This window comes from Catenovulum maritimum (genome assembly GCF_001050375.1).
GTDB lineage: Bacteria > Pseudomonadota > Gammaproteobacteria > Enterobacterales > Alteromonadaceae > Catenovulum > Catenovulum maritimum.
Window position 1 is genome coordinate 1 of the sequence record NZ_KQ130486.1, and the last position, 15,595, is coordinate 15,595.

At 37.3% G+C, this 15,595-nt stretch carries 14 protein-coding genes; 7 read left to right on the plus strand and 7 right to left on the minus strand.

Going from position 1 to position 15,595, the window contains the following annotated elements; all coding sequences use genetic code 11:
• Positions 1–153: 153 nt before the first annotated feature.
• The 4 genes from pssA to rluD form a co-directional block, all read right to left on the minus strand.
• On the minus strand, positions 154–909 hold the full coding sequence (gene pssA, locus XM47_RS06525) for a CDP-diacylglycerol--serine O-phosphatidyltransferase (protein WP_048690953.1): 756 nt from the start codon (positions 907–909) through the stop codon (positions 154–156).
• Between the two features lie 75 nt (positions 910–984).
• Positions 985–3,567 carry an ATP-dependent chaperone ClpB gene (clpB, locus tag XM47_RS06530; RefSeq protein WP_048690955.1) on the minus strand — a complete coding sequence of 861 codons (2,583 nt, stop codon included), beginning with the start codon at positions 3,565–3,567 and terminating at the stop codon, positions 985–987.
• Positions 3,568–3,654: 87 nt separating this feature from the next.
• The gene (gene pgeF / locus XM47_RS06535; protein ID WP_048690957.1) at positions 3,655–4,377 is read right to left on the minus strand and encodes a peptidoglycan editing factor PgeF; all 723 of its coding nucleotides are present in this window, start codon (positions 4,375–4,377) and stop codon (positions 3,655–3,657) included.
• Between the two features lie 17 nt (positions 4,378–4,394).
• The gene (gene rluD / locus XM47_RS06540; protein ID WP_048690959.1) at positions 4,395–5,369 is read right to left on the minus strand and encodes a 23S rRNA pseudouridine(1911/1915/1917) synthase RluD; all 975 of its coding nucleotides are present in this window, start codon (positions 5,367–5,369) and stop codon (positions 4,395–4,397) included.
• 183 nt (positions 5,370–5,552) lie between these two features.
• Between rluD and XM47_RS06545 the strand changes: the two genes are divergently transcribed.
• A complete protein-coding gene (locus tag XM47_RS06545) occupies positions 5,553–6,311 on the plus strand; it encodes an outer membrane protein assembly factor BamD (protein WP_048690961.1) in 759 nt (252 codons plus the stop codon).
• A gap of 133 nt (positions 6,312–6,444) precedes the next feature.
• Here the strand turns inward: XM47_RS06545 and XM47_RS06550 are convergent, their stop codons facing one another.
• Positions 6,445–7,170, minus strand: coding sequence for a DUF599 domain-containing protein (locus XM47_RS06550; RefSeq protein WP_048690962.1), 726 nt, complete (start codon positions 7,168–7,170; stop codon positions 6,445–6,447).
• 157 nt (positions 7,171–7,327) lie between these two features.
• Between XM47_RS06550 and XM47_RS06555 the strand changes: the two genes are divergently transcribed.
• Positions 7,328–7,696: a hypothetical protein gene (locus XM47_RS06555; RefSeq protein WP_048690965.1), complete on the plus strand. Its 369-nt coding sequence runs from the start codon at positions 7,328–7,330 to the stop codon at positions 7,694–7,696.
• Positions 7,697–8,010: 314 nt separating this feature from the next.
• Here the strand turns inward: XM47_RS06555 and XM47_RS06560 are convergent, their stop codons facing one another.
• Both XM47_RS06560 and XM47_RS06565 read right to left on the minus strand, forming a co-directional pair.
• Positions 8,011–9,123 carry a PilT/PilU family type 4a pilus ATPase gene (locus tag XM47_RS06560; RefSeq protein ID WP_048690966.1) on the minus strand — a complete coding sequence of 371 codons (1,113 nt, stop codon included), beginning with the start codon at positions 9,121–9,123 and terminating at the stop codon, positions 8,011–8,013.
• A gap of 9 nt (positions 9,124–9,132) precedes the next feature.
• The gene (locus tag XM47_RS06565) at positions 9,133–10,167 is read right to left on the minus strand and encodes a type IV pilus twitching motility protein PilT (RefSeq protein ID WP_048690968.1); all 1,035 of its coding nucleotides are present in this window, start codon (positions 10,165–10,167) and stop codon (positions 9,133–9,135) included.
• A 242-nt stretch (positions 10,168–10,409) separates the two neighbouring features.
• Here XM47_RS06565 and XM47_RS06570 point away from each other — a divergent pair, with 242 nt between their 5' ends.
• The 5 genes from XM47_RS06570 to XM47_RS06590 all read left to right on the plus strand — a co-directional run bounded on the left by XM47_RS06570 (position 10,410) and on the right by XM47_RS06590 (position 15,548).
• Positions 10,410–11,084, plus strand: a complete 675-nt coding sequence (locus XM47_RS06570) for a YggS family pyridoxal phosphate-dependent enzyme (RefSeq protein WP_048690970.1) — start codon at positions 10,410–10,412, stop codon at positions 11,082–11,084.
• An 88-nt stretch (positions 11,085–11,172) separates the two neighbouring features.
• On the plus strand, positions 11,173–11,994 hold the full coding sequence (gene proC / locus XM47_RS06575) for a pyrroline-5-carboxylate reductase (protein WP_048690972.1): 822 nt from the start codon (positions 11,173–11,175) through the stop codon (positions 11,992–11,994).
• Positions 11,995–12,119: 125 nt separating this feature from the next.
• Positions 12,120–12,650 carry a YggT family protein gene (locus tag XM47_RS06580; RefSeq protein ID WP_048690973.1) on the plus strand — a complete coding sequence of 177 codons (531 nt, stop codon included), beginning with the start codon at positions 12,120–12,122 and terminating at the stop codon, positions 12,648–12,650.
• A gap of 29 nt (positions 12,651–12,679) precedes the next feature.
• On the plus strand, positions 12,680–13,123 hold the full coding sequence (locus tag XM47_RS06585; protein WP_077066504.1) for a DUF4426 domain-containing protein: 444 nt from the start codon (positions 12,680–12,682) through the stop codon (positions 13,121–13,123).
• Between the two features lie 196 nt (positions 13,124–13,319).
• Positions 13,320–15,548 (plus strand): bifunctional diguanylate cyclase/phosphodiesterase, encoded by a 2,229-nt coding sequence (locus tag XM47_RS06590; protein ID WP_048690976.1) that lies wholly within the window; start codon positions 13,320–13,322, stop codon positions 15,546–15,548.
• Positions 15,549–15,595: the final 47 nt, after the last annotated feature.

Sequence of the window (15,595 nt, forward strand, 5' to 3'; positions counted from 1 at the left end):
TGTAATTAAATTAAAACCAACCAATTGATTGCTTAAAAAGCACACAGAAAGTTTAAATTTAAAGCTATTTTCTATTTATACCGCCCTAAAAAGTAAAAAAGCCCAGTTTCAATCACTGAGCTTTTTAGCTGGATAAATAAAGATTAAACTAATCTATTGATTTTCGTCACTGGCTTCTTTTGCTTTTAGCTCTTTAATCGATCTGTATGTAATTATAGGGCCTGAAATCGCGTATAACGAAAATATGCTGAATAATACTAAAGCAGGTTCTGTTGCGACAACAACAAAAGCTAACACAATAATTAGAATACTAATAAAAGGTACTTTTTGTTTCCACTTAACTTCTTTAAACGAACTATATCTAAAGTTACTTACCATTAGTAAACCACATAATACTGTAATGACAGTTGCGACAATGCCAAAACTAGACAAATCAATATTATATTCTGTTCCAACCCAAACCATACCCGCAACAATGGCAGCAGCGGCAGGACTAGCTAAACCTTTAAAGTATCGTTTATCTGCAGTGTCAACTGTCGTATTAAATCTAGCTAGCCTAAGCGCAGCTCCCGCTGTATATATAAATGCAGCTAACCAGCCAATTTTACCTAAATCCGCAAGCGCCCAGTTATAAGCAACTAAAGCGGGGGCTATACCAAAAGATACCATATCCGCCATACTGTCATATTCTGCGCCAAATGCACTTTGAGTATTTGTCATTCTCGCTACACGGCCATCTAATGCATCAAAGATCATCGCGATGAAAATAGCAACAGCCGCACTTTCAAATTGATTATTCATTGAAGCAATCACAGCGTAAAAACCTGAAAACAAGCCCGCTGTGGTTAAAAGATTTGGGAGTAGAAAGATCCCTTTTGATTTTTGTTTTTCCGAAGATATGTCAGTCATAAATACCTAGTAAGAGTATGAATAAATAAGTGCGGTTTAATCTAGAACGAAAACCGCACTTTATAAGTTTTGTCATTATGCCCTAGATTTAAATACTAATTTATCATCTTTTGCATCAACAACAATGGTTTTTTCTGTCGGTAGGCGATTAGACAGAATAGCTTGGGCCAATGGATTTTCAATTTCTTGCTGAATTGAACGTTTAAGTGGTCTAGCGCCAAACACGGGATCAAAGCCAACCTCTGCCAATTTAGACAAAGCATTATCCGTTACATCAAAGCCATAACCTTTCTGTTCTAATCTAGCTTGTAAATGAGTCAATTGAATCCGCGCAATCTGTTTAATATGTTCAGACAATAACGGATGAAATACAACTGTTTCATCAATTCTATTAATAAACTCAGGTCTAAATTGAAGACCCACGACATCCATAACTAATTTTTTCAGCCCTTCCATAGATTCATTTTTCGCCATATGATCTTGAATAACATCCGAGCCAAGATTAGAAGTCATTATGATCACTGTATTCTTAAAATCTACCGTTCTGCCTTGCCCATCAGTTAAACGTCCATCATCCAAAAGCTGTAACAAGATATTGAAGACATCTGGATGTGCTTTTTCTATTTCATCTAATAAGATGACGGAATAAGGCTTTCTTCGAACCGCTTCTGTTAAATATCCACCCTCTTCATAGCCTACGTAACCAGGAGGCGCACCAAGTAACCTAGCGACTGAATGTTTTTCCATAAACTCAGACATATCAATTCGAACCATTGACGACTCAGAATCAAACATTAAATTCGCTAATGCTTTACATAGTTCCGTTTTACCTACACCAGTTGGACCTAAAAAGAGAAATGAACCAATCGGTTTGTTAGGATCAGACAAGCCTGCCCTTGAACGCCTAATCGCATTAGCGACTGAACTTACTGCTTCATCCTGCCCAATTACACGCTTATGTAAATCTTTTTCCATATGCAGAAGTTTATCTCTTTCTCCTTCGAGCATTTTAGCAACAGGTATACCTGTCCACCTTGACAGCACATCGGCAATTTCAACATCTGTCACTCTATGTTTCAATAAACTCATATCTTGCATTTCTGCTTGAACAGCTAGATCCAGTTGACGCTCTAATGCTGGGATTTTTCCATATTGTAACTCTGACATTCGATTCAAATCAGAGGCTCTTCTTGCAATATCAAGATCTTGTCTAGCTTGCTCTAGCTCAGTTTTAATATTTTGAGTACCTTGTAGTGCAGCCTTTTCAGCATTCCAAATTTCATCCAATTCTTGGAATTTATCATTAATCGTTGCAAGTTCATCTTCAATAATGGCTAGACGTTTTTTACTTGCCTCGTCCCGTTCTTTTTGTAGTGCTCTTTGTTCCAATTTAAGCTGAATACTTCTACGTTCGAGTTTATCTAATTCTTCTGGTTTAGAATCGATCTGCATTCTAATACTCGAAGCCGCTTCATCAATTAGATCGATCGCTTTATCTGGTAATTGTCGATCGGAAATATAACGATGTGATAACGATGCAGCTGCAACAATGGCAGGATCAGTAATCTCAACTGAATGGTGAAGTTCATACCTTTCTTTTAAGCCACGTAAAATAGCAATGGTATCTTCCACACTTGGTTGATCGACTACAACCTTTTGAAAGCGTCTTTCTAGGGCTGCATCTTTTTCAATATATTGGCGGTATTCATCCAAAGTCGTCGCGCCAACACAATGGAGTTCGCCTCTTGCGAGTGCTGGTTTTAACATGTTACCGGCATCCATGGCACCCTCACCTTTACCTGCGCCAACCATAGTATGCAATTCGTCTATAAATAAAATGACTTGACCTTCTTCTTTTGCCAATTCACTCAAGACAGATTTAAGCCGTTCTTCGAATTCACCTCTAAATTTAGCGCCAGCAACTAAAGAGCCCATATCTAACGACAAAACTCTTTTGCTCTTTAGACCTTCAGGCACTTCTCCATTAATGATTCGCTGAGCTAAACCTTCAGCTATCGCAGTCTTACCAACACCTGGCTCACCAATTAAAACTGGGTTGTTTTTAGTCCGACGCTGTAAAACTTGGATGGTTCGCCTAATTTCATCATCACGACCAATAACAGGATCTAACTTACCTTGCTCCGCTTTTGCTGTTAAATCTAAAGTGAACTTCTCAAGTGCTTGCCTTTTTTCTTCTGCATTTGGATCATCAACACTTTGCCCACCACGAACAATTTCTATCGCTTTTTCAACTGACTCTTTAGAGGCGCCCATTCTTCTTAAAATAGAGCCTAATTCTCCACTATCTTCAACTGCAGCTAAAATAAATATCTCAGATGAAATAAATTTGTCTTTTCGCTTTTGCGATAATTTATCTGACATATTGAATAAGGCAATCATGTTGCGAGATAACTGAACATCAGCTTCTATGCCGTCTACTTTAGCAATTTTATCTAAAGCCTCAGACAAAGCAGAGCGCAACTCTGTGATATTAATTCCGGAGTGATTTAATACATTACGGATAGAACCGGAACTTTGGTTTAACAAAGCATACATTAAGTGAGTTGGTTCTATATATTGATGATCTCTTCCGAGCGCAAGCGATTGCGCATCTGAAATCGCAATTTGAAATTGGCTGGTTAATCTATCTAATCTCATCGTCACTACCCACAATAAAAATTTCTATAGTGTCTAAATGGGATTTGAAAAATTAAATATCAAGTGATGCTAAGAAAATTAATAAAATTATTCGATCCAGATCAAACTGGCTTGACGACCTGTTACTGTTTCACGACGGTACGAAAAATATTTCTCAGTTTGAGAAAAAGTACATTCGAAGTCGCTACTAATCTGCTGCACGCCAAGTTTGTTCAATTCGATTTGTGCTAATAAATAAATATTCGCTAAAAATTTACTATCATCCTTGGCAAGAAATGCAGATTCATACTCAGTTGATATTTGCGTAAAAGCGCTTTTGACTTCTTCACCAACTTCAAAAGCTAACTCGCCAATTGCTGGTCCTAACCATACTTGAACATTACTAAGGTTATTAGGGTTAATCACTGCTAAACTTTTACTAATCAATCTTTGCTGAAGACCCCGCCAACCACAATGAATTGCAGCCACAAACGATGCTTGCTTGTCAGTGATAAGTATCGGCAAACAGTCAGCTGTCATAACAGCGCAAACTAATTGTTTTTCGCGAGTAAAAACTGCGTCCGCAACGACTGGCTGAATGGAGAAACTATTAGGAGTTAGCTCATGTATCGTATCGCCATGCACTTGCTCTAACCATTGGATAGGTTGAGGCGCTTTAATTAACCTGCGATTCTGACTCACCACATGTTCAGAGTCGCCAACATGATTACCTAAATTTAGACTATCGTAAGGTGCACGACTAAAACCACCCTGTCGAGTGGTTTGTAATGACTTTACTTGGTTAGGAACTTGCCAATTTGGGACAAACATATTTTGGCTTAACTTAATTAGAGCTCATTTAAGCCATGTTCACGCGTATCTTGCCGTAAAATTTCAGCAATTTTAACCATATCTTCTGGCACAGGTGCTTCAAATTGCATCCATTCACCAGTCGCAGGATGTTCTAACTCAAGAATCACAGCATGCAAAGCTTGGCGTCTAAATTGACGTAATGCTTCTCTTAACTCTTCGCTTGCACCTTTAGGTGGTCTTGCTTTACCACCATATATTAAATCCCCCACAAGTGGGTGCTTCATGTTTGACATGTGTACACGAATTTGGTGTGTTCGCCCCGTCTCTAAACGCAATCGAATACGAGTATGTGCACGATATTTTTCTGCGACACGATAATGTGTTACTGCTGGTTTTCCATCAGCTACAACAGCTTGTAGAATACGCTTAGTTGGATGACGTCCAATTGGCTCATCAATCAGACCACCCGCAGTTAAATTACCTAAAACAATAGCTTCATATTCTCTAGTTACAGTTTTATCTTGTAGTTGAGAAACCAAAGAAGTTTGTGCAATCAAATTTTTAGCGACAACCATTAATCCTGTTGTATCTTTATCTAAACGATGAACAATACCCGCTCTTGGCACTTGTTCTATTTCAGGGTAGTGATGCAGCAATGCATTTAAAATTGTGCCATCTTTATTCCCTGCGCCAGGATGAACCACCAAATCCATTGGTTTATTAATAACAATAATATCATCGTCTTCGTATACTATATCTAACGCAATATTCTGAGCTTGAGCTTCTACTTCTACGGTAATTTCAGCTTCAATTTCAACCTGCTCGCCGCCGTAGACTTTTTCTCTTGGCTTAGTAGCAACCTCACCATTAATTTTGATATGCCCTGCTAATAACCACTCTTTTATACGTGATCTTGAATATTCAGGGAACAAATCGGATAAAGCTTGATCTAAGCGATGACCAGTAGAATGTTCTGCTATGGTTCCTGATAGTGAAATATGCTCTAACATTAAGTATCTCTAGCTGTAATTTTGAAAAATATGGCAAAAATGAACTTAGAACGAGTGCAATTCATTTATTGAATTTGAATAAACGGTGCAACTTAGCTAACCCTAGGTTAGAATGCCCAAATAAGCTAATTGTACCTTGTTACAACCGTAACTCACATAATTATTTAAACAAGAGGAAGTGAAGTGAACTTCAAACAAACAATTATAGCGGCAGTTTTTTCTATTTTATTTATATCTGGATGTTCTTCTGCACCCGATGAAATCGTCGTTTCAGAACAATCAGCAGTAGAAGCGCAATACCTTGAAGCTAAAGACTTATTAAAGCAAGGTAACTACGTAAGAGCCGCAGAGATATTAGCTGCACTGGATGCCAGTTTTCCATTTGGTCCTTATTCACACCAAATTCAATTAGATTTAATCTATTCTTATTACAAAACTGACGATACCAGCCAAGCATTAGCTTCTATCGATAGATTCATTCGTTTAAATCCGAATCATACAGACATTGATTATGCTTATTACATGCGTGGATTAACCAATATAAAAGCCGCGAGTAATGCTTTACAAGAAATGGTTGGCATTGATAGGTTTGACCGCGATATTACTGAGCATAGAGAAGCATTTAACGACTTTAATACCATAGTAACTGATTTCCCAAATAGTAAATATGCCAACGATTCTAGAAAAAGAATGATTTATGTAAAAGACTTCATGGCGAAAAGCGAATTGGCAGTTGCAGAATACTACATGCGCCGTGGGGCTTATGTAGCAGCAGCAAATAGAGCCAAATACGTTGTTGAAAATTTTGATAAAACACAACAAATGGAAACAGCATTAGAAATGATGTTAGAAAGCTATAAACAGTTAGAATTACCTGACATGGTAGAAAATACTTATAAAGTATTGAAATTAAACTTCCCGAATAACCCATCGGTAAACTAATCACTAAGTTCAACAAGTTATTTAGTCCTGTAAACTTCATTACAGGACTGGGCTTGTTATTTACAACGCCCCTCTGAACATATCATCACCGCGTCAAAGCGCTTGCAGCCATTTTACAGTAAGCAGGTCATGTTTACTTTTTTTTATTCAAGTGATAACGCGTCATACTCAAGCCGTCCACTAGTGTTTTGAGTGAACGTGACGCAAATTCACGAATGTATAAAATCCTAACCACAACTAACGCTAAGAAAACAAATAATAACGGGTGAATAAACCAACCAACGACTGAAAGGGTAAAATAGTACGAACGCATCCCACTATTGAAGTTATGTTGTGCTTGATCGATTAATTTACCTGCATTTAATGCAAAAGTAGACTTCATGTCTTCAGTTGCGTCTGTATCATCTATATTTGGTGCTGCACCTATCATGACAGAAGCAAAGCCATACTGACGTAAAGACCAAGTAAACTTAAAAAAAGCATAAATCAAAATAACAATAATCACCAAAACTTTAAATTGAATAATATGGATTGATTGCGGCCATACCCAAGGCACTATTTGTACAATTTCATGAATCGACTTTGCCGAGGTAAGGGCTGTTAATGCACCAGCAATAATGAGCAGGGTTGTTGATGCAAAAAAATTAATGTTTTTTTCCAAATTTCCCATTAAAGCAGCGTCTAAAATTCGGTTTTCTCTTTCAATCAGCCGATTCATCCACTCAATTCTAAAAATAATCAAGACACTAGACAAAGACTCTGTTTTTTTCGCCATTTTCTTTGCAAATAAAGCATAGCCAAACCACACACTGACAAAAATGACCGAGCTTAAAATATCAATTTGTTCGGGATTAAACATATGAAACCTAAATATTTTTTATAAAAAAATTATTGTGACTTAAAACCAATTTTCAGCCAAAACTATTACAGCGCTACCGTTATTCTGTTACACTGAACCAAACTCGTCGTAAATACTCAAAGCTAATTAATTTACACTTTAACCCTATGGTAAAGAAATGAAAAATCTAATTGCATTATCGTTAATAACCTTAGCGTTTTTAAATACAGCTAATGCCCAACAGAAAATATTACCACCTTCTCAACAATTTACTGAGTCATCTGAGTTCCAGAACATAAAACAAAGGTACTCTCAATGTGCACTGACTAAAGCACTAGAGTTTAGTCAAGTAACAGACTTAGATACAGCATTTAAATATGCACCAACCGCTTGTAGACGTGATTTATTGCAAATCAAAAAAATGTTAATTGGTGGCCCATACAAAATGGATGTTATCGACCAGTTAGTTGAATCTGTACAAGAAGGCGTTGAGATAGATATGGTTAATTACGTGTTGAGAGAAAAATTAAAACAATTAAATAAATAATTCTATCCGATTAAATAGAGCTAAATCAATATAAATTGCGAGTATCAGAGCCATCACAGACAGTTCAATTCAAGGCGTATCATTGCAGGAATGTAGGCACCTTTCAAAATGATACAACACAGAAGTGAGCTGCCTGTGAGGCTCCTAAAAGGCTGGGCTAAAAGCCATTTATTCTGCGTTAAGTTGGCTTAGCATAGAACCACTATGCCTGTGCCAACTTGCCTTGCCTAAATGGCTTTTATCTCCAGCTGATTATCGCTATTTATATTAATTTAGCTCTAAGCCTTGAGATTTGCTCAAGGCTTAACATCTTCTTAATCAAAATCGACTGTCACACCGTCAAAGAAACCAGAACCTTTTTGCTGTTCACTCTGTAATTTAATTTTTAACCTTAAATCATTTGGTGAATCTGCATGATGAAGTGCATTCTCTAATGTAATTTTACCTTGTCGGTATAAATCAAATAAAGCACCATCAAAAGTTTGCATACCGAGCTCTTTCGATTTTTCCATCACCTCTTTAATCCCGCCTAAATCATTTTTAGCGATTAAATCTGAAATTAAAGGAGAATTAAGCATAATTTCGATTGCAGCAACTCGGCCATTACCATCAACTGTAGGGACCAATTGTTGCGCCACAATTGCTCTAAGATTTAAGGACAAATCAAACAATAGCTTTTCTTTCATATCCTTAGGAACTAAGTGCATGATACGGTCAATTGCCTGATTCGCATTATTCGCATGGAGCGTTGCAACACATAAATGCCCTGTTTCAGCAAAAGATAAAGCGTATTCCATAATTTCAGCAGAACGTATCTCACCTATCATAATTACATCTGGCGCTTGTCTTAACGAGCTTTTAAGCGCAGCATCAAAAGAATCAGTATCAACCCCTACTTCTCTTTGAGTAATGATAGATTGCTCATGTTCATGTACAAATTCAATTGGATCTTCTATCGTTAAAATGTGGCCTCGAGAGTTTTTGTTACGGTGTCCAATCAGGGCAGCAAGCGCAGTAGATTTACCAGTACCGGTTGCACCAACATATAAAAACAACCCGCGCTTTGCCATAATGACATCTTTTAAAATAGGCGGTAGGCCCATTTTATCTGCGTCTGGTATATCAACATTGATTTTACGAATAACCATACCGACTTGTTCACGTTGAACAAAAGCATTACACCTATAACGACCAATACCATCTAACGCAATAGCATAGTTACATTCTTTAGTTTCTAAAAACTCTTCTTTTTGTACCAGAGTCATAGTGTCTAAAACATATTCTTTTGCTTGCTCTAGACTTAAATCAACATCCGATAACTCTGTCATTTCACCATTAATTTTAGCGCAGGCTGGACGTCCAACAGTTAAAAATAAATCCGAACCGCCTAGCTGGCTCATTTTTTCTAAAAACGGTCTAATCAGCATTTTAATCACCTAAAATTGTTGCTTATTCACAGCTTTACTTTGCGCAACTTGACGAGTCACCAATCCACGACTGACCAAATCCAGTAAACACTGATCCATAGTCTGCATCCCATGCTGCATACCAGTTTGTATCGCTGAATACATTTGCGCGATTTTATCCTCACGGATTAAATTGCGGATAGCAGGCGTACCCACCATAATTTCATGCGCAGCAACTCGGCCACCGCCCGATTTTTTAAGTAAAGTTTGAGAAATTACCGCTTGTAACGACTCAGATAACATTGAACGCACCATAGGTTTTTCTGCCGCTGGGAAAACATCCACAATTCTATCTATTGTTTTTGGTGCTGAAGTCGTGTGCAAAGTGCCAAAGACTAAATGCCCAGTTTCAGCTGCTGTCATAGCTAACCGTATAGTTTCTAAATCTCGCATTTCACCGACTAGGATTACATCTGGATCTTCACGAAGTGCTGAGCGCAGCGAATTGTTAAACGACTTGGTATCTCGATGTACTTCCCTTTGATTAATCAAAGACATTTTATTTTGGTGAACAAACTCGATTGGATCTTCTATGGTTAAAATATGATGGTGCTTATTCGCATTAATGTAATCAACCATAGCAGCTAAAGTGGTACTTTTACCTGAACCTGTCGGCCCGGTTACTAAAACTAAACCTCTCGGCTTTTCAGATAACTCCCTGAATATAGACGGCGCATTGATATCTTCTAACGATAAAACTTCACTCGGAATCGTTCTAAACACAGCTGCAGCGCCTCGATTTTGGACAAATGCATTTACCCTAAATCGAGCTAAATCAGGGACCTCAAACGAAAAGTCAGCTTCCCAATTTTCTTCGTAATCTTTTCTCTGCTTATCATTCATTATGTCATAAATAAGCTGATGGACTTGTTTATGGTCCAAAGCGGGAATATTAACTTTACGCACGTCGCCATCAACCCTGATCATAGGGGGTACGCCAGCAGAAAGATGTAAATCAGAAGCCTTGTGATCAACGCTAAAAGCTAATAGTTCGGTAATATCCATAATGATAACTCCAAGTTGTAAACTTAATTATTATTTTGATTTGTATAACATAGCAGAAAACACTTTTTTCGCACGTCTAATGCCACTTAAAATAGTCTAATAGTGCACAATAATTAGATGATTATCATAACCTTATTGAAAATTGGATAAATATTAAACGGTTAAAATAAAAATGATCTTAGTCGGCGAATTCATTATTATGATTACACAATTAAAAATGAATAGATAAAACTCAGTTTATAATGTCTAAATTAACTTCTAACTTAGCAAATATTAAAAACCAGATAGCCGCATGCTCACCATCTAATCACAATGTCCAATTACTAGCGGTTAGTAAAACTAAACCATTAGACATGATAAGAGAAGCGTATCACTCTGGGCAAAGACTATTTGGGGAAAACTATGTACAAGAAGCTATTGAAAAGATTCAAAGTGCAAGCGATTTAACCGAGATAGAATGGCACCTAATTGGCCCACTGCAATCGAATAAAACTAAGCAAGTTGCGGAGCATTTTGATTGGGTGCAATCTATTGATAGATTTAAAATAGCGCAGAGACTAAACGACCAAAGACCCGACAATTTACCGGTTTTAAATGTCTGTATCCAAGTTAATATATCAAATGAAGCCTCTAAGTCTGGTTTAACTTCCGAAGCAGTGTGTGAACTAGCAGCACAAATTTCCGCCTTACCAAATTTACGCCTACGAGGCATAATGGCGATTCCTGCAAAAACAAAAGATGAACAAGAACTAGATCAAGCTTTTAGCCAGTTATTTGAAATATACAAAAATTTGCAACAAGAATATTCAAGTGTGGACACTTTATCTATGGGGATGAGCCAAGATATGGCGCAAGCAATTAAAAACGGTAGTACAATGGTGCGCATAGGCAGTGCGATATTTGGTCAAAGGACATAGCAAGCTTGCATTTTAACTTTAGGTGATTTTGATTCTACTCAGACGCTTAAGTCCCCCTAATATATAAACAAAATTTAAAGAGAGAAACATGACACAAAAAACAATTGCTTTTATTGGCGCAGGAAACATGTCGGCAAGTATCATTGCTGGCTTAGTAAAAAATGGTTACCCAGCAGATAATATTATCGCGAGTAATCCTTCTACGCCAAAATTAGATGCACTCTCTGCTCAGCATTCTATAAAAACAACGACAGATAACAACCAAGCGATTGAACAAGCTGATGTCATCATTTTGTCCGTCAAACCACAAATGATGGCCGGCATGTTAGGCGACCTTTCAATTGATAAGTCCATTTTTAGTCATAAGCTATTCATTTCAATTGCAGCTGGTTTACCCGTTTCTCGTTTAGAAGAGCTATTGGTAACGCCAACAGCAGTGGTTCGTACTATGCCTAACACACCTAGCTTATTAGGACTTGGCATGACTGGCTTATATGCGTCAGCTGCAGTTTCAGCAGAGCAAAAGCAAGTAGCAGAAGAAATTATGCAAGCCGTTGGTAAGACAGTTTGGGTAGAAGAAGAATCGGGCATAGATAAAATTACAGCATTAGCTGGAAGTGCACCGGCTTACTTTTTCTTATTTATGGAAGGTATGGAATCTAAAGCGATTGAATTAGGCTTCTCACCAGAAGCGGCCAGAGAGATAGTGAGTCAGGTCGCAACAGGCTCTACAGAAATGGTCCGACAAAATGACATTAGTATCGCTCAGTTAAGAACAAATGTAACCTCTAAAGGTGGTACAACTGCAGCGGCACTCAATAGCTTTAACGATTCTAATTTAACCGGAATAACTGCAAAAGCGATGGACGCAGCGATTGCTAGAGCAGAAGAAATGGCTAAAACGATTTAAATATCAATTTTAGTCCCCATAATAAACAACTAAGATTAGGGCGTGTTTGATTTTATGTTCAAACAAACATTCTTAACAATCAACACGCGCGAAAGTACTCATTTAAATTTAAAGTGGAACTAACAATGCAGGCGATTAATTTTCTGATTGATACACTATTTGGCTTATTTTTAATGGTGGTTGTACTAAGGTTTTGGCTTCAGGCCGTTAGAGCTGATTTTTACAACCCAATTTGCCAATTCATCGTTAAAGCAACCAATCCAGTCTTAAAACCGTTACAACTATTTTTACCTTCTGCTGGTAAATTTAATGTCGCGGCTTTAGTTTTAGCTGTCATCGTCAGCTTTACTAAATTAATCGTATTGTACTTAGTCAATAACCAAGCGCCTAACCCTGTCACTTTGTTAATCGTGAGTTTATTTGATGTTGCTAGAGAATTCCTTAACTTAGCGTTTTGGATTTTAATTATTCGAGCTATTTTAAGCTGGTTTAGTCAAGGCTATAACCCAGCAGAAATGCTATTGCACCAATTAACAGAGCCATTCTTAAAGCCTATCAGAAAATTATTACCTGATATGGGCGGCTTAGATTTATCTTTACTGGTTGCCATTATCGCAATTCAATTTTTTAAAATATTATTAAGCGGTTCTATCTAATGGGCACACCGTCTATTTGTGAGCTAAATATGAATATATTAAAACGTTTAAGCATCATTCTATGCTTTATTAGTTTTGGGGTAATGGCTAACGAAAACCCCAACCAAACTATCAGGGGCAATTGGGAAATCAACCATATCGCTTTCCCTTCAACCTTTATTCAAGCGAGTACGGCAAAAGCCTTAAAATTAACTCGGGCCAACAATAGAGCCCTTGTCAATATCAGCGTCATCGATATAAGTAACCAGACTCGAATCCCAGTTAAAGTAAAGGTGACAGGAAAAATACAGAACCTAGTGGGTACAAATAAATCTCTAGATTTTGTTGAAGTTGACGAAAAAGACGCTATCTATTATTTAAGCCAGCTAAAATATGCCAATGAAGAAACATTTCGCTTCTTCATCCAAATTAAAGACCCTAAAACAGGTAGAATTGAAGAAATAAAATTCTTACAAAAAATGTGGGTCGATTAATTCGAGCTAGCTCAAATTAAAATGTGAACTTTAGTAAAAGATAATCAACTAAATTGAATTTCAGCCTTGTTTTTATTAGCCAATCATTAAACAAGGCACTATCATTACAATAAGATAATAACTCAAAGGATACTGTTAGTTATTTTTCAAGTTCTTTGGTTATTAAAACTTCAAGTTTAAATCCATCAGGAACATTATGAGCCTAAGTAGTTTTGACGATGTACTTCTTTTTGCCGATGATGATGACGATTCATTAGATATTCATGTGGAACAAGATCCTGCAAAGAGTTGGCATATTTTAATTGTCGATGATGACGCAGAAATTCATTCAGTTACCCAACTCGCCTTGTCTGGGTTAAAAGCTTTAAATAAAGACCTCTATTTCGGCCACGCCTATTCTGGTGAAGAATCGATTAACTACGTAAAACAAAACCCTGATATTGCAGTTATCCTAATGGATGTTGTAATGGAGCATGAAAATGCTGGTCTAGACGCGGTTAAATATATTAGAGAAGAACTCGGACAAAATGATGTTCGAATCATACTCAGAACAGGTCAACCTGGTTATGCTCCTGAAGAAAAAGTAGTTCAAACCTATGACATTAATGATTACAAAACAAAAACGGAGTTAACACGTAGCAAGCTAGTAACGACTCTAATATCTGCTATACGTGGTTACGAACAAATACGCATAATCAACAAAAGCAAATATCAGCTTGAAAAAATAATCGATGCTGGCTCGGAAATCCAACGACAGCAACAACCACAAGTATTTGGCCAAACCGTTTTACATCAAACCAATGCTCTACTCGGCATCCAAGCGAATGGGATTATTTGTGTTCAAAGTCTGGATGACGACTCCAAACTTTGTAATAAAGTATTAACAGGTATAGGTGAATTTGAAAACCTCGCTCAAGTTAATTTAGAAAATTTAGACAATGGACGAATCATTAACCAAGTTTCTAAAGTGTTCAATTCGAAAACTCATCTTTTAACTGGCCCTGATTCTGCTTTCTATATTAAAGGCAGTAAATCAAAGGCAGTAATTTATTTAGATGAAAGTTTTGAGCAAACCGAACTTTCAGAACAAATGCTAGATATCTTTTTAGCCAATATAGCCGTCAGCCTTGAGAATGTAAGCCTGTTCCAAAAGATTAAAGAAGCGGCCTATACAGATAAATTAACTCAACTTTTTAACCGAACCAATTTTACCCGGCACTTAGACAAATATATAAAAGATAACAGTTTAGGCGATGTAGTCGCTTTATTAGATATAGTGCACTTTGCCGATATCAATGACGGCTTAGGCCAGGAAATGGGCAATGAATTACTCAAAGCCTGTGCCCAAAGACTGCAAGAAAAATTTGGTAACAGTTGTATCCTTGCCAGAGTAAGCCCCGATGTATTTGGCATTATTGGCCACCAGTTACTCGTCAATCCTGAACAAATTTTAGACTTATTTAGCTACCCACTCAGAGTTACAGAACAAAGAATGTCTGTTAATTTTAATATGGGTTTTTGTCACAGAAGTACAGTTGAGAAAACAGGCCTTGATGTATTGAAACATGCGGATATTGCGCTTAATCAAGCCAAGCAAAATGTTCAACTAAAATATGCCGTATACTCTGATGTAATGGAGCAAAAAACAGCTTGGCGGCTTGGTATGGTTCACCAACTACAAGAAGATTTTGCTGCCAATCGCCTGCAAGTTTGGTTTCAACCGCAACTTGCGATTAACTCGCATCAAATAATTGGTTTTGAAGCTTTACTGCGCTGGCCGAAAGCCAATGGTGATATGATATCTCCAGAAGTTTTCGTTCCTTTAGCTGAGTATTCAGGTCTAATCGTAGACATAGGCACTTGGGTCATAGAAGAGTCTTGTCGCCAGTTAAAACAGCTTGAAGAAAAAGGTTTAACTAAAGTAAGAATTTCAATTAATGTTTCTATGGCTCAGTTTAAAGATCCTAAATTTGTACTAACAACCATAGATACGATAAAGCGATTCGGTATAGATCCTGTTCATATTGAATTAGAAATTACCGAATCTGTACTGATGAACAACCCTCAAACTGTCATTGATGCCCTTAACTTATTAAAAGCGGAAGGTATTCAAGTTGCATTGGATGATTTTGGTACTGGCTTCTCATCACTAAGCTATCTACATAAATTGCCACTTGACCGAATGAAAGTTGACCGTGCATTTATTAATGATATGCAGCATAAAAATGGTGAAGTTATTGTAGAAACAGTTTTGTCGCTTGGGCAAAAACTCGGTCTACATACAATTGCAGAAGGAGTCGAAAACCTAGAACAGGAAAATCGACTTGTGAATATGGGATGTGAGGAAGTACAAGGTTTCCTTTACGCTAAAGCACTGCCATCCAATCAACTTCAGGAATTTGTATTACAACACAAACCGGACTAGTTTCATCTAGTTTAATACAAGCAAAGGCTTATCAAATGGATAAGCCT

Excerpts from the sequence above, each read along its gene's own strand:
- rluD (WP_048690959.1), bottom strand. The coding sequence starts at position 5,369 with ATGTTAGAGCATATTTCACTATCAGGAACCATAGCAGAACATTCTACT.
- pssA (WP_048690953.1), bottom strand. The coding sequence starts at position 909 with ATGACTGACATATCTTCGGAAAAACAAAAATCAAAAGGGATCTTTCTA.
- XM47_RS06580 (WP_048690973.1), top strand. The coding sequence starts at position 12,120 with ATGCAGGCGATTAATTTTCTGATTGATACACTATTTGGCTTATTTTTA.
- XM47_RS06585 (WP_077066504.1), top strand. The coding sequence starts at position 12,680 with ATGAATATATTAAAACGTTTAAGCATCATTCTATGCTTTATTAGTTTT.
- XM47_RS06550 (WP_048690962.1), bottom strand. The coding sequence starts at position 7,170 with ATGTTTAATCCCGAACAAATTGATATTTTAAGCTCGGTCATTTTTGTC.
- XM47_RS06555 (WP_048690965.1), top strand. The coding sequence starts at position 7,328 with ATGAAAAATCTAATTGCATTATCGTTAATAACCTTAGCGTTTTTAAAT.
- XM47_RS06560 (WP_048690966.1), bottom strand. The coding sequence starts at position 9,123 with ATGCTGATTAGACCGTTTTTAGAAAAAATGAGCCAGCTAGGCGGTTCG.
- XM47_RS06570 (WP_048690970.1), top strand. The coding sequence starts at position 10,410 with ATGTCTAAATTAACTTCTAACTTAGCAAATATTAAAAACCAGATAGCC.
- XM47_RS06590 (WP_048690976.1), top strand. The coding sequence starts at position 13,320 with ATGAGCCTAAGTAGTTTTGACGATGTACTTCTTTTTGCCGATGATGAT.
- clpB (WP_048690955.1), bottom strand. The coding sequence starts at position 3,567 with ATGAGATTAGATAGATTAACCAGCCAATTTCAAATTGCGATTTCAGAT.
- proC (WP_048690972.1), top strand. The coding sequence starts at position 11,173 with ATGACACAAAAAACAATTGCTTTTATTGGCGCAGGAAACATGTCGGCA.
- XM47_RS06565 (WP_048690968.1), bottom strand. The coding sequence starts at position 10,167 with ATGGATATTACCGAACTATTAGCTTTTAGCGTTGATCACAAGGCTTCT.
- pgeF (WP_048690957.1), bottom strand. The coding sequence starts at position 4,377 with ATGTTTGTCCCAAATTGGCAAGTTCCTAACCAAGTAAAGTCATTACAA.